Source organism: Porphyromonas levii (assembly GCF_018206105.1).
Taxonomy (GTDB): Bacteria; Bacteroidota; Bacteroidia; order Bacteroidales; family Porphyromonadaceae; genus Porphyromonas_A; species Porphyromonas_A levii.
Window position 1 is genome coordinate 1 of the sequence record NZ_JADRGN010000010.1, and the last position, 13,912, is coordinate 13,912.

A 13,912-nucleotide genomic window follows, 5' to 3' on the forward strand; every position below is an offset into this window, starting at 1 on the left:
TCAAATTATGGTATCATGAATGGTACGATACTGAAAATGGTGTATGGAGACTTGATCCCGTTTATGAATTACGTACGGATGATGAATGCTATTATTACAATAAGCAAAAGCTCCATAAAGGTGGTTATCTCAGCGACCCTACTATCGAGATCGATGTTAATGATTTAAAAAACGATGGAATACTACCATTACGCATAGAAGATGAGAATTGCCCAGGAGTAAAGGGTGATATTTTCAGTATGACATTTGCGGACAGAGACAACAAATTGTCTATGTTCGAAAACGTATGGATACCCGTTCCGTATTTCTTTAAGCGCACCCCAAAACGCTTTAAATTCGGTCCTCTAAACTGGGCTCGTGTTAAGCTGGTTCCAAAGGGAGATGAGAAGGGGCAGAAGAACTATGATGTTTTGCTTGCTTTTGATACAAGAGCTCGTTGCGAAAGTGATGAATATGATGAGTGTCCTGTTTTCCCAGACGTTTTCAGGGGTGATATGGACTTTGAGCTCTGTAGCAACGAGTTTTATCTGATGGATTTCTGCTCTCCTGGTAATAACTGGAGCTATATTGATGAATATCTTCTCCATCTTGTTCATCCTGGCATTGCTCGAGTTTCTCAGATCAAGGGAGCCAATGTTAGACGTATGGCTTATATTGCTTCCTATGCATTCTTGATAAACTATCTTGCACAAAAAGACGCGTTTCCAAAGATTAAACTATATAAAGACACTGATGTTGAGATTAAGGATGTTGACATGGTTGTTGACATCGGTAACTCTCGTACGACAGCATTATTGATTGAAGATAACACAAACTTCAATCAGGTTCGTCAACTCGAACTGACCGATTACACCAACTTGGTAAAAGAAGCAGGAGAATCGCTCGTTGTTAACAAGCATGACGAACCTTTCGATATGCGACTTGCTTTCCGCAAGGTGGATTTTGGCGACTTTGGTATAAAGGATAGCAAGCAATTTGTTTATCCAAGCCTGATTCGTTTAGGCCAAGAAGCTAACACGTTGATTCATCTCGCTACTAATAGTGCTGATGAAGTTGAGTCATTATCTACATATTCAAGTCCTAAGCGTTATCTTTGGGATTGGCGACCAAACAAGGAGGAATGGAAATTCCTTGTACTTAATGGGGAAAAGGATGACCATATCCTCAACCTCAGAGGAATTACCAACCAGTTGAAGAGTGATGGAAAGTTGGATTTGACAGGCGAGAGTGGTAGCTCATTCCATTATTCTCGCCGCTCACTCATGACGTTCTCTTTCCTTGAGATGCTTATTCAGGCAAAAACACAGATCAATGGTGAAGAACATCGTTCTAACAAGACAGGCTTTGGTAAACCTTCCATGCCAAGAAGGATTCGCAGAATAATCATCACATGTCCAACCGCGATGTCAAAGGTTGAGCGTGAGGCTTTGATACATTGTGCCAAGGATGCTGTTATTCTTCTTGAGAACTTTGAATATAAGAACCCTTCTGATAATCCAAAACCAGGAAAGTCAGTAGAAGTCATCCCAGCAGTTCGTTCTATGAAGGATGACGATGGCTCTTGGTATTATGACGAAGCCACATGTTCTCAGTTGGTTTACATGTATGGTGAAGTAGGTCACAAATACAAGGGTTGCTGTCAGGAGTTCTTTAACCTTTATGGCAAAGTTGATGATGGTGATGTTCAACCATCAATAACTGTTGGCTCTTTGGATATAGGAGCTGGAACCTCAGACTTGATGATTAGTAAGTACACTTACATCAAGGGTGATGTTACTACCATCACACCTGATCCAAAGTTTTACGATAGTTATTACTTTGCAGGTGACGATATGCTTCATGCACTCATCAAGAACATAATGCTACTTGATGAAAATAGTGCTTTCAGGACAGAGCTCAAATCACTTTCTACAAGAGATTATCGTCAGAAGATAAAAGACTTCTTCGGTGAAGATTATAACGGACAATCAATTGCAGATAGAGTATTACGCAAGGATTTTAATATCCAGTACTCGGTACCTTTAATGTGCCATTTCCTTGAGTTGTTGAAACAGAATAGCAAGGATTGCGTTGTTAAGTACTCTGATGTATTCGCAGATTGTCCTCCTAATGATGTTGTTATTGAAGAGTTCAAGAGAAAGATGAACATCGACATAACAACATTGAGTTGGCGTTTCAACAAAGAAGCAGTTTCGGAAATTGTGCGTAAAGAATTTGAACCTCTATTGAAGAAGGTTGCTACAATCGTGTATTCATTTGCATGTGATGTGGTGCTTCTCTCTGGTCGTCCAGCTTCGCTACCTGCTATTCGCGATATTTTCTTAAAATATTATTCTGTTTCACCTAACAGACTGATTGTTCTTAACGATTACTATGTAGGCGATTGGTACCCATTCGGGGAGAATACAGGCTACATTAAGAATGCTAAAACAGTTGTGGCAATGGGTGGTGTTCTTGGACATTATGCATCTGAGTTGTCAAACCTGAATAAGTTCATTATAAATCTTGACTTGTTGAAGAAGAATCTAAAATCAACCGTCAACTTTATTGAGGCTTCCCGAGAAGGACAACCGATAGAGTACTTCATTACTCCCGATCAGAACCGAGGCGATATAACTGTTAGTAGCATTCCTGAGACGTTGAATGTTCGACAGATTGGTATGGATTCTTATCCATGCCGTGCTTTGTACTCAATTGATTTTAATCGTCATAAGATGGCCGACAAGATTAGAAAGAAGGCTGTACTTAGTAACGAAGGATGTCCAACCGATGCAAAAGTGATGGGTTTAGTTAATGAAGCTATTGATACCTTGAAGAAGCGTATGCCATTCAAGATAACCATCGAGCGTGATGCTGAAGATAAGGAGAACCTTACCATTTCTTCTATAACTGATAAGGAAGGAAATGATGTTATGGATGGCAATCTGGAGATTCATATCCAGAGCCTTGGTGTTGACGAGCAGTACTGGTTAGATTCAGGCGCTTTTGATTTCTAATCTTAAAATGAAAAATCATGTTACAAGATATAAATCAACATATCGCCCTGATTGATGGTTCAATCGCTTGGGCAAAAGAGTTTGGTAAAGAGTCATTCCCTTACGAGGTATTCAAAGAATATCGCCGTAAGTTGAGACGAATTTATGCTGCTTTGGAAGAGAATTGTTCAGCTGCTGCCTATGGAGAAAGTCAGGTAGGTAAGTCCTACTTGATGAGTAGCCTCTTGTCATCACCCAATTCTCCATTTGTAATTGTCAATGCTGGCAAGTCATACAGTTTCATCGATGATCTTAACCCAAGTGGCGGTAACAATGCCAAGATAGAATCAACGGGTGTCATCACACGTTTTACTTTGAGTCAAGGGAACCCTGCCATGAAAGATTACGTTAAAGTGCGTAACCTTTCAGTTGTTGACATTATACTTCTTTTGGCAGATTCATATTACAATGACATCAAGATTAATCAGGATAGCGTGTTGAAGTATGATGACATCAATAAGGCACTTGAAGGAATGAATAATCTGTGGGCTTCAAAGATTGTACATCAAAATGAAATTGATGATGATGACATTAAAGATATTGCTGATTACCTTCATGATGTAATTGGCAATGCAGCAGCAGGTGTTAATCAGTCAAATTTTGCTAAGATTGTTGCTCCTGTAATTCAGTACGTTTCCTATGATAAATGGGTGGAAATCTTTAGCCTTCTTTGGAATAAGAATGCAGAATTAAGTCACTTGTTCAGCATTCTCATCAATGAGTATAAAAAGTTAAATTTCCAAACAGACATTTATGTTCCTTTCTCAGCTGTACTCAGGGATAAGGGTACATTGCTTAAGATTGAATGGCTTGACACTGTATGTGGAGTTCAAATAGATACTGGTAGAGATGAAATTTATACTGATGTATACGATTCAAAGGGCAATATACTTGCACGTGATTTCCACAAAGGCAATCTTTCTGCACTTATAGCAGAGTTGACCTTTGAATTACCTGCATCGGTAGCAAATGACAGAAAGTTCCTTCATAAGTTGGATCTTCTTGACTTCCCTGGCGCACGCTCGCGTGAGAAATATAAGGAACAGGAAATACATACCGTATTGCCTAAGATTCTCAGACGCGGTAAGGTCGCTTACTTGTTTAACAAGTATTCACGTTCTCTTCGCATTAGCAGCGTTTTGTTCTGCCATCATAATGACCAAAAAGCAGAAGCAACAATTGGCGAGACCATTAATAGTTGGCTTGAAGATAATATTGGTTCAACGCCTGATGAACGTGCAAGCATGTTGAACAATACTAACGGAATTGCTCCATTGTTCCTTGTTGCCACGAAGTTCAATATTGACTTGGAAAGAACAAAAACCGACAATGCTTCTAATGTTGACAAACTCGATGCTCACTGGAATCGTTTCGATACTGTATTCCCTGAAATCATTAAGCCAAACAGATGGCTCGATGATTGGGTGAAGCCTGGTGGTTTATTCCGCTCTGCTGCTTTCCAGAATATATACCCTCTTCGTGATTTTTACTGGTCAGGTAAGAATGGCGTATTTGATGGCTACAGCGATGGTGACATTAAATCAGATGAGAAGTGCGTTCACACTCATCTTGACTATCCGAACTATTTTGATAACTTAAAAGCAAGTTTCTTGAAGAACGAGTTCGTGAAGCGTCATTTCGCAGACCCTGAACAGACTTGGAATGATGTTGCTACTGTAAATAATGATGGTTCTAAGGCTATTATTAGAAGCCTTGATTCCATTGCAGGAGTATTAGAAGAAGCTCGAAAGAAAAAGTACCTTGTCCAACTTATGAATATTAAGACAGAAATGTATAATACACTGTCTGTGTATTTCGAGCCAGAAGATAAAGATGCCAAAAATCAGAAGGTTAAGCAAATTGCAAGTGACATAAGAATGTCTCTTATTCTCAGTGTTGGCGAGAAACCTGAGATATTTGGTCATATCATTGACAACCTTATGGTTCCTGTTGGTGACCTTCGTGACATCGCTTACGATATTATTATCTGCCATACAGATACTCCAAAGGACTTTTCCGTTATCAACTTCATAAGAAAACAGGCAGATATTGACCCAACAGAGAACAAGCAAGTCAATATTCAGAAGCTTTGTGGCTTCTTCGGATGCGACATAGCAAAACTTGAAGAGGCCTTGAAAACACGTGGCTGTACAATAGCTGAAGTTATTTCAAGCGAGACTGAGACACTAACGACTGTAGCAGACGTAGTTACAAAGCATATTGTAGATTACTGGAACGCTTATATAAACAATAAGGTTAAGGTTCTGGAGCATATGTTGCCACACTCGGAGGATGTTGTATTCATGCTGTCTGCTTTACTAAAGAAGATGGGTATCAAGAATGTGCTATCAGAACGCATTGACCGCTATTGCAAGGTGTTCAGTTTGAACGAGCAGCCTAATGCTATTGCTGATTATGCGGCATTGACACTTAATAATTTTGTAAGCTCTGTAGGACGTAATTATATCAGCGATGCTGAAGCAGAGTCTATCAGGGTTAAAGCAGATAAGTGTAAGATTAAGGTTGACCTTAGCCCTTCAGCTTGGAATGTTATAAGAAAGCCGCAGCCATTGTTGCAAACACTGAGTGCATTCGATGCAGCTTCAAATATAGATGAAGTAGATAAAACGTCTTTGATGAAACTGCCTCTCTGGGATAATTTCCAGCGTTGGGAAAACCTTGTCACAATTGGTCTTCTATACGCTAGTGACATTTCTCATGTTGACCCAGTGGCAAATGCTAAGGTTAAAGAATTAATCGAAGGATGTGATACCCTCTATAAATAATATTATTATGGCAGGACATACTTTCTTTGGAAAACAAAAACTCTGCTATACAGAAGTTTCTGACTTTACCGACTATCAAGGTATTGGTCATGACCCTATGTATAAGAGATATGACAGCGTTTTTAGCGTTGTCAAAAGGACTGTGCCCACAAACCTTCATCATTTTCTTGCTACACCTGAGTATTTGGATGACGAAGACCAAATTTGCTGGCATGTTGACAATTGGAATGAACGACCGAGTCGCCTAACAGATTTGTCGGGTGTGGAATACGATAGATACAAGAGTATACTTCAAGATACTGTCAGAACTTACAAATCTTCCATTATGGAATTGAATGGAGAGGATTTGCAAATCATGGCAGGAGCCATCAAATACATTGACGATGATCGAGTCTATTGTGGTGATGGTAAAGTCTATCTTGTAGCATGGGGTATGACTCCTGATGTTCGTCAGCACAAGGTCGTTGGTTCCGTAATTCATGATTTTGAATATGTAAAGAAGTATAAGATTTCTTTTGATGCCGGTGAACACGGATCTCTTTCTAAACTCGATAAGAGCATGAACAGAGCAGAGGGAGCAATTCTGACAAGTGCTGACCTTCCAGAACTAACCGTTATGGATGGTTGGAGTTTTGCAGGCTGGGAACCTTCTCCTCTTGGTCAGGTTGTCAATTCAGATATGAGTTTTACTGCTAAATATGAGAAGGCAGCAACCCCTGTACCTCCACCGACACCACCTGTACCGCCAAATCCGCCTGTACCACCTGTACCGCCAACACCAGATTACTTCTGTTGTAAGTTTGATGCAGGTGAACATGGAAAGATTGATGGAGCCTCTACTGTACGCAAAGAGGCTAATACAAGATTAGCTAATGGTGAAATTCCTGGAATAACACCGAATAAAGGATATAAGTTTAAGGGATGGAATGTCTCACCGTATAACATGCTCGTTGACGGAGATAAAGTCTTTACTGCTCAATATGAGGAAATCATTCCTTGGTATCGCCGTTGGTGGCTTTGGCTGACTGGTTTATTTGCTGGTAAAGGATGCTTGAAGTGGCTGTTGTGGATTCTTCTTGGCATACTTCTTTGTTGGCTTCTATCATGGCTACTTAGAGGTTGTGTCGGCTGTTCTGGTCATCACGCACCAATCAATGGCGTTGTGCCTATGGACACTATAACTCGTTCAGACGGTAGGGTTGTAGATAATAATGGTTATTCTCATCCTTTAACAGGTGAAGATGGTGTACTTCCTGATGGAGGAACTTACGTAGCACCTGTTTTGGGTGAGGATGGTTCCGACATCCCTATTGTTGAACAACCTGGAGTTCCAAATACTATTGCCAATCGACTCTTTCTCTTTATGGAGAACGAGAATGACAATATCGAATCTTTGGCTCAAGATTTCAAAAAGGCTTATCCTGGCAATCAGTATTCCATTATTGGTTACGATAAGGAAGTTAAGCTTCTTGTAATACAAATTCCTGAAAACGAAAGAGACCAAATCCGGCAAAACATTAACAGTAAGATTCCAAATCATAAATTTATTGTCTTTGATGAAGAAATTTATGAGTTAAATGGACAGGTAAGTGCTCAGTCCGTAAACAAAGGTTGGCATATCAAAGCAATAAACCTTCAGGCAGGTTGGGCTATTACTAAGGGCTCCTCAGACGTTAAAATTGCAGTTGTCGATGATGGTATTGAGGCTGCACATCCAATGTTCAAGGGAAGAATCGTAGATGCTTACAATGTGTTTACTCAGGATAACAGGTTAAGTCTCGGTGATGGTCATGGTACTCACACTGCAGGTCTAGCTGCTGGTTGTGCGGACTATGTTAATGAAGGAGCAGCTGGAGTCGCGCCTAATTGTCAGTTAATGCCAATACAGGTATTCGACAATAGACAATGTCCATTATCAGCACTTGTCGCAGGTGTTATGTATGCTGTTCATCATGATGCAGATGTTGTTAATCTTTCTGTTTGTCCATCATTTAAAGGGCTAAACATGCTTCCTCCAGAGCAGCAGGATCAAATTGCTCGCTCTCAATTCAAAAATGTAGAAAGGCTTTGGGCAAGAGTATGTATGCTCGCCGCAAAAAAGAAATGCATTTTGGTGTTTGCGGCTGGTAATGATGATATTCTGTCGAGCGTCCCTCCTGAAAACAGAAATGCTTCTTCTATAGTAGTTGCAGCAGTTGATAAGAATCTTTATCCAACGGATTTCACAAACTACGGACCATGTTCTGATATATCTGCACCAGGAAAAGGTGTTTATAGTTCGTTCCCAAGGGGAGGATTCCAGTCTTGTGATGGTACAAGCATGGCAGCACCTATTGTTACTGGTACTATAGCTTTAATGAAATCTCTGAAAAAGGATTTGACAGTGACACAAGCTCGTAATGTTCTCTATAAAACAGGAGCAGATGTGTATGGCTATATTCCTCCAATGGTATTGGTTGACAAAGCCCTTGCTGCTGTGAAAAGAGGTGATTTTAGTGAACCCGAGGAAAGACAATTAAGACCTGTTCCTGATGGAGTAGGTGATGATTCTTCAGCTCGTCGTGTAGTGGAAATCGAAGAAACCCCTGTACCTCAAACTCCTCCTCAACAAACCAATGAGACGGATTATGATGCAATTCGCAGGCAGATTGCAGAGTACAAGAAAAAAATAACCGAATTAGAAAAACTGTTACCGAATAATAGATAAGATAATGAACGAACAATTAAAATTCTCATGGGGGCATATAATAGCATTTTTGGCTCTCATTGTTTTAAGTTATATAACATTCGTAGGTGTAACCTATATGACGGATGGAGACTTTACAAAGGCTTCCATCGCCATGGTTGTAATAGATATAGTTTTGTTTGTGTTCTTCATTGGAGCACAGATGATGAAGGCTACAACTAAAAAATTCGCAAAGCGTATTTGGGTAGAACGTGTTTTCATATTTGGTTCTCCTATCGTGTTTATTCTTTGTATGTTGCCATTCTATCACTTTGGAACAGTACAAAGCCAAGACGAAGAGATTGTAGGTCACTTTACAGATGCTATTACTGCCTCAAAGCAAATGTTTTCTGACTATGACTCATACTCAAAAGAGCGAATAGCAAATTATGAACACATGCTTGACAGAGTAATTAATAATCAAAGCATACAACCTGGAGAATTTACTTCTTGTGGTTTTACCAAAGGTAGTGAACAAATCCAAAAGGGGAATATGGTAAAGGCATTACGTCTTCAGCTTATTTCTGAAAATTATGATTCTTTGAAAACAGAAGCAACAAAGTGGATAGAATCATCTAGTAATGGTGCAAGCACTTGGAATGTTTTCCTTTTAGGAAATACGAAAGAGATTAAGAAAGCTATTCATGAATGGAATATTCAACTTGCAGATTTTTCAAGTCACAAAATGAATAATGAAGAGTTCAATGGATATAATCAGGTGAACACTTTTAGTGAAGTAAGTGGAAGTCTTGCATCTGTTGATGCAGGTCTTGATGGACTCACTGGTAAATTTACAGGCACAGCATTTCCTCCTATTGTATCTATTCTCGGTTCAATCGTTTTGTACTTTGCCTTGTTATTCCCTTATTTCCTTCAGGATAGACACACTAAGAGCCAATTGCGTCTCTTGGGAATGGAAAAGGGTGCATCTCGTTCGTCAAGTATGACTATAGAACCATCTAAACCTATCAAAAAACGTCAAGAAGTTAAAATTGAATCTTACGAAGAAGATGACGAACCGATTCCTTCGAAAGCAAAGTCTAACGACGAGGATGACGACTACGCTTCATTTACAATGTAAATAATCTCATTATGGCAACAAAATCAGATATACTTAACAATTTAAGAGAATATACCGCAGATCAGATTGTCGAAGCAATCAAGGCTGGCACGGTAACAGTATATGAACTGAGTAAAAGTGGTAATCTTACTCCTCTAATGCGCAGACGCATCGAAGAGAGACTTGCAGCAAAGACAACTGAAGCAACTCCTTCTGCACCAGAAGTAGCACCTACAGTAGAAGATGCACCAACTCTTAATTTAGATGAAGATCCTTCAGACGATATAGAAATTCCAAAAGCCATAGATACGGATATTCCTTCTGAGATAACTATACCAGAAGCCTCAATTGTCACCGCAACAGATACCCCTACTGTTGAACCTGCGAAAAAGAAAGTATCATCAACTTCTAACACTCCTTCTAACAAAGGAATGTTCAAAAGACCATTCTCTTTTAATGGAAGAATCAGAAGAACAGAATATTGTCTGTCCTTCCTTATCTATATGATATGGTATGGAGTAATTAACGCAATGATGGCAACTCCTGATCCATCTGCGGGAGCCTCCTTGTTCGTTTTAATTTCGTTCATTCCTATGATTTGGTTCATATGGGCACAGAATGCAAAACGCTGCCATGATAGAGGAAACTCAGGGTGGTACCAATTGATACCCTTCTATGTTTTTGTCCTTATGTTTGGAGGAAGTGATGAAGGTTCTAATGAATACGGTAATAATCCAAAAGAATAATACAATAATATAATATGCCAAGTAAATTAGCTATACTCGAGAATGTTGACATGTACACTGCTGATGAACTTGTTGGTTACATCAAGAGTGGCATTGTAACATTCGATGAGCTATGTGATGACACAGATGGCTGCTTCCCAGCTTCTGTGAGGAAAGAAGTTGAGCGTAAAATTGCGGGATCCGAACAAGAGGATTGGACAAATGCAAGAAATTCAAGAAGTATAGAAGCTCTTGAAAAGTATTTGTCCACATATCCTGATGGTTCCCACAGAGAAGAAGCTCGTTCACTTATTCGCAGTTTGCAGGAGGCAGAAGTACATAAGGCTTCTGCTAATGCCTGGGAGTCTGTTGATAAAAACAGCATTCCAGAATTGCGTAGATTCTGTGAAGAAAACCCTGATGACATACATTGTGTAGAGGCAAAGAAGCTCATAAACAAATTACGCCGTGAAGAGTTTATAGGCTTCGATATAGACGCGCTTGTCAAACGTATCAAAAATATACAGGCAGACAAAGCTGTCATTAATACTGATGATGAAATCTACAAAACCATAGTAGGATATCTGGACAGAGGTAAAATCAAACACTCAGACCTGATGGCTATGCTTAAGGCAGACCATAACATTCTGCGTGCATCTGTTGTGAATATGCTTCTAGATAATGGTTATCTCGATTATGATGATTTCGAGACAATCGGTATTAATGCGGCTTTCATCAGACACCTTGTCAATGGTGAAACAACTCAAGGTTTTGCTATACCGCGTAAATTAGATAAGATCAATAAGCTATCTACCGAAATCTATTTCTGGGGTATTCCATCTTCTGGTAAGAGTTGTGCATTAGGAGCAATTCTTAGCGTTGCAGGCAATGGTCGCGTTGCAAAGAGCATGTGCCAGGATAATGATTGCCAGGGCTATGGCTATATGACTCGTTTGGCAGCTCTTTTCAAATCAAATGACCGTGTAGGTACTTTGCCGGAAGGAACATCCATCTATTCAACATACGAGATGGGATTTGACCTTGAAGATGAAAATAATGCAGTTCATCCACTAACCTGTATTGACTTAGCAGGTGAGTTGGTTCGTTGTATGTATAAGTCTGATGCAAATGAGGATATGAGTGATGATGAAATGGATGCACTCGACACTCTTACTCGTGTCTTGATAGATAATCGTACTAAGAACCGAAAGATTCACTTCTTTGTGCTTGAATATGGCGCAGATGACAGAAAGTATGAAGGTCTTACTCAGAATGTATATCTTGACGGTGCACTTCGCTACATTGAACGAACTGGTATTTTCAAAGATGATACAGATGCCATCTATTTAATGATAACTAAGGTAGATAAGGCTAAGGCTGGTAAAGGTCAATTATCAAGTATCTTAAGAGAATACATTTCGGAAACTTATGGTGGTTTCTACAATGGACTTGTTAAGATTTGCAAAGACTGTGAAATTAATAATGGAAATGTGGAAATAGTTCCATTCTCTCTTGGTCAAGTATGCTTTCAGGATTATTGTCTGTTTGACGAGAGACCAGCCAGCAATGTCGTTCGCAAGTTGCTTGAGCGTTCTAAGGGATTTAAGAATGGTAAACTTCAAAAAGGATTCAATTTATTTAAGAGATAATGAACAAGTTAGGTTTCGCAATAAAGCTCGCAAGTCAGGGTGCGGGTAATGCCATTGAATGCAATAAAGGTCAATGGACAAATAAAGTTGTAGATATTAGAGAGTTTCTTAAACTCTTTAATGGTTTGCAAGGAACAGATAATATCGTGACATTTATGTCTTTCGATGAAGGAGGTTGTTTCTTAACTCAACTTAGAGCAATCTCTGGTCGTGTTGGCGACTTCCTTAGTGGATGGATTTATATCCCAAATACTATTGAAGCAAGTGGTGAGGATGTTATGAACACATATAATTATGTACGTAATATTCTCTCTCAATCAAACCTGAATGATTATATTTCAGATATTGAATCTTTCTTCTCAAAAGAATATCCTAAGAAAGATTATGCAGCATCTTATGTTCCTTCATCTGGCGAAGAGTTCGGTGTGCGATTTATTGACGTGTATTACAGCATGAAGGAAATCCTAGATACTGATCGTTATCAGCCATACTATTCAAATTTCAAGGCAATATTTCTTCTAGATAAGAACAGTGAAGTTAAAATTGCAAAGGAACAAGTCTCAAGATTCAAAGATTTAACAAAGATAACAATTGAAAAGACTTGTATCTTTAAGGCACCATCACCAGAAGAAGTTCGTCTTCTTGGTAGAGGAACCAAGATTGTTTTCTCCACAAAACAAGAGTTCAATTCCCCAGTTCTAACCAAGAAGGGGGATCGAATTCAATTGTTTGCTCTGCGAGATGGTTTTGAACCAGTGATTTTACCCCCTATTACTATTCAGGAAGATGGGCAGAAATGTTTCATCGATCCAAGAACAGTAAAATGGAAAAAGCGTATCAATCCATCCATGTTTACGGTTTATAACCGCAATCATGAAAAGATTGAAGATGTGCGTATTTCCATTAATGGCACTGATATTACAAATGGGCAGGAAGTATTTCTTTATGAAGAAGATTGTCGTCAGGCTACAGTTAAATATTCTGCACCTGACTACGAACCTTTTGAACATAAACGAAATCTATTACTTAACGAAATCTGTGAAATTATTTTAAATCGTAAGGTGAAGTCTTATCAAACAACAATAGAACTGGCCAATGGCAAGCATGCAGAAATGACATTGGAATCTAAGTATCTTTCTTCAAAATACGATTCCCCTCTCAGAGGGTATGAATTTGAAGAAGAAAACCATGGTAACAAGGTCTTAAGAATGAGTTCGTGGTTCGTTTGGAAACAGAGATTATGGGGCTTTTTTGCAGCATTGGCTGTTGTTATGCTTATCATTGCTTATGCTGCATTTGACGCATGGCTTGACACTCATCATTTCAAGTTTGGTCTTCCGCCTTGGGAAGAAGATCGTCCTGCCCAACAGTATAATTTAGAAGGTTCCACGGAAACTGATGATAGCATTCAAAATCAAGCCGACAATCAGGTTGAATCAGGACAGAATGGTACCGCAGACATCTCTCTTGATGCTGCTATTAAATATCTTGATGGCAACTCTACTTGGACGAAGTCAGATATGGAGACGTATCCCGACCTAATAGGCCTGTTTGAGGATATGAATACTTTTGATTTGTCCAGTCTCTTAAATGATTGGTATGATAAACTTTCAAAATCTCAACAATTTAAGAAAGTATGTGAATCTGCGAATAAGACATTAAGTAATGGTTGGAATCCAAAACAAGGCTCACACAATCCAACATATAATAAGCCTGATGATGAGCAGATAAGTCTTACAAATTATATTAATTGGCTGGATCGAGATCAGACTCCCAAACCTTCTTCTAATAATGGAGGATTTCATCCTAATGTAGGTGCCAATAGTGGGAAAAATGCGAGCAAATCTGGTTCTACATCTGGTAAATCTGGTGCTTCACCAGCTAAGAAAGGAACAGGAAAAAGTGAAAAGACTACAAATGGAGGACTATAAT

The 13,912-nt window shown here is 39.2% G+C and carries 7 protein-coding genes; all 7 read left to right on the forward strand.

Going from position 1 to position 13,912, the window contains the following annotated elements:
- Positions 1 to 2,996: virulence factor SrfB (locus IX315_RS03400; RefSeq protein ID WP_211837155.1), on the forward strand; the 2,996-nt coding region annotated here is incomplete at its 5' end.
- A gap of 17 nt (positions 2,997 to 3,013) precedes the next feature.
- On the forward strand, positions 3,014 to 5,821 hold the full coding sequence (locus IX315_RS03405; RefSeq protein ID WP_211837156.1) for a virulence factor SrfC family protein: 2,808 nt from the start codon (positions 3,014 to 3,016) through the stop codon (positions 5,819 to 5,821).
- Positions 5,802 to 8,528, forward strand: coding sequence for a S8 family peptidase (locus tag IX315_RS03410; RefSeq protein ID WP_342356942.1), 2,727 nt, complete (start codon positions 5,802 to 5,804; stop codon positions 8,526 to 8,528). The genes IX315_RS03405 and IX315_RS03410 overlap by 20 nt, the downstream gene beginning before the upstream one ends.
- A gap of 4 nt (positions 8,529 to 8,532) precedes the next feature.
- Positions 8,533 to 9,627, forward strand: coding sequence for a hypothetical protein (locus tag IX315_RS03415; protein WP_211837157.1), 1,095 nt, complete (start codon positions 8,533 to 8,535; stop codon positions 9,625 to 9,627).
- Between the two features lie 11 nt (positions 9,628 to 9,638).
- The gene (locus IX315_RS09735) at positions 9,639 to 10,352 is read left to right on the forward strand and encodes a DUF805 domain-containing protein (RefSeq protein ID WP_244973083.1); all 714 of its coding nucleotides are present in this window, start codon (positions 9,639 to 9,641) and stop codon (positions 10,350 to 10,352) included.
- A gap of 14 nt (positions 10,353 to 10,366) precedes the next feature.
- Positions 10,367 to 11,980, forward strand: a complete 1,614-nt coding sequence (locus IX315_RS03425) for a hypothetical protein (protein ID WP_073312709.1) — start codon at positions 10,367 to 10,369, stop codon at positions 11,978 to 11,980.
- On the forward strand, positions 11,980 to 13,911 hold the full coding sequence (locus tag IX315_RS03430) for a hypothetical protein (RefSeq protein WP_025830764.1): 1,932 nt from the start codon (positions 11,980 to 11,982) through the stop codon (positions 13,909 to 13,911). The genes IX315_RS03425 and IX315_RS03430 overlap by 1 nt, the downstream gene beginning before the upstream one ends.
- Position 13,912 lies beyond the last annotated feature (1 nt).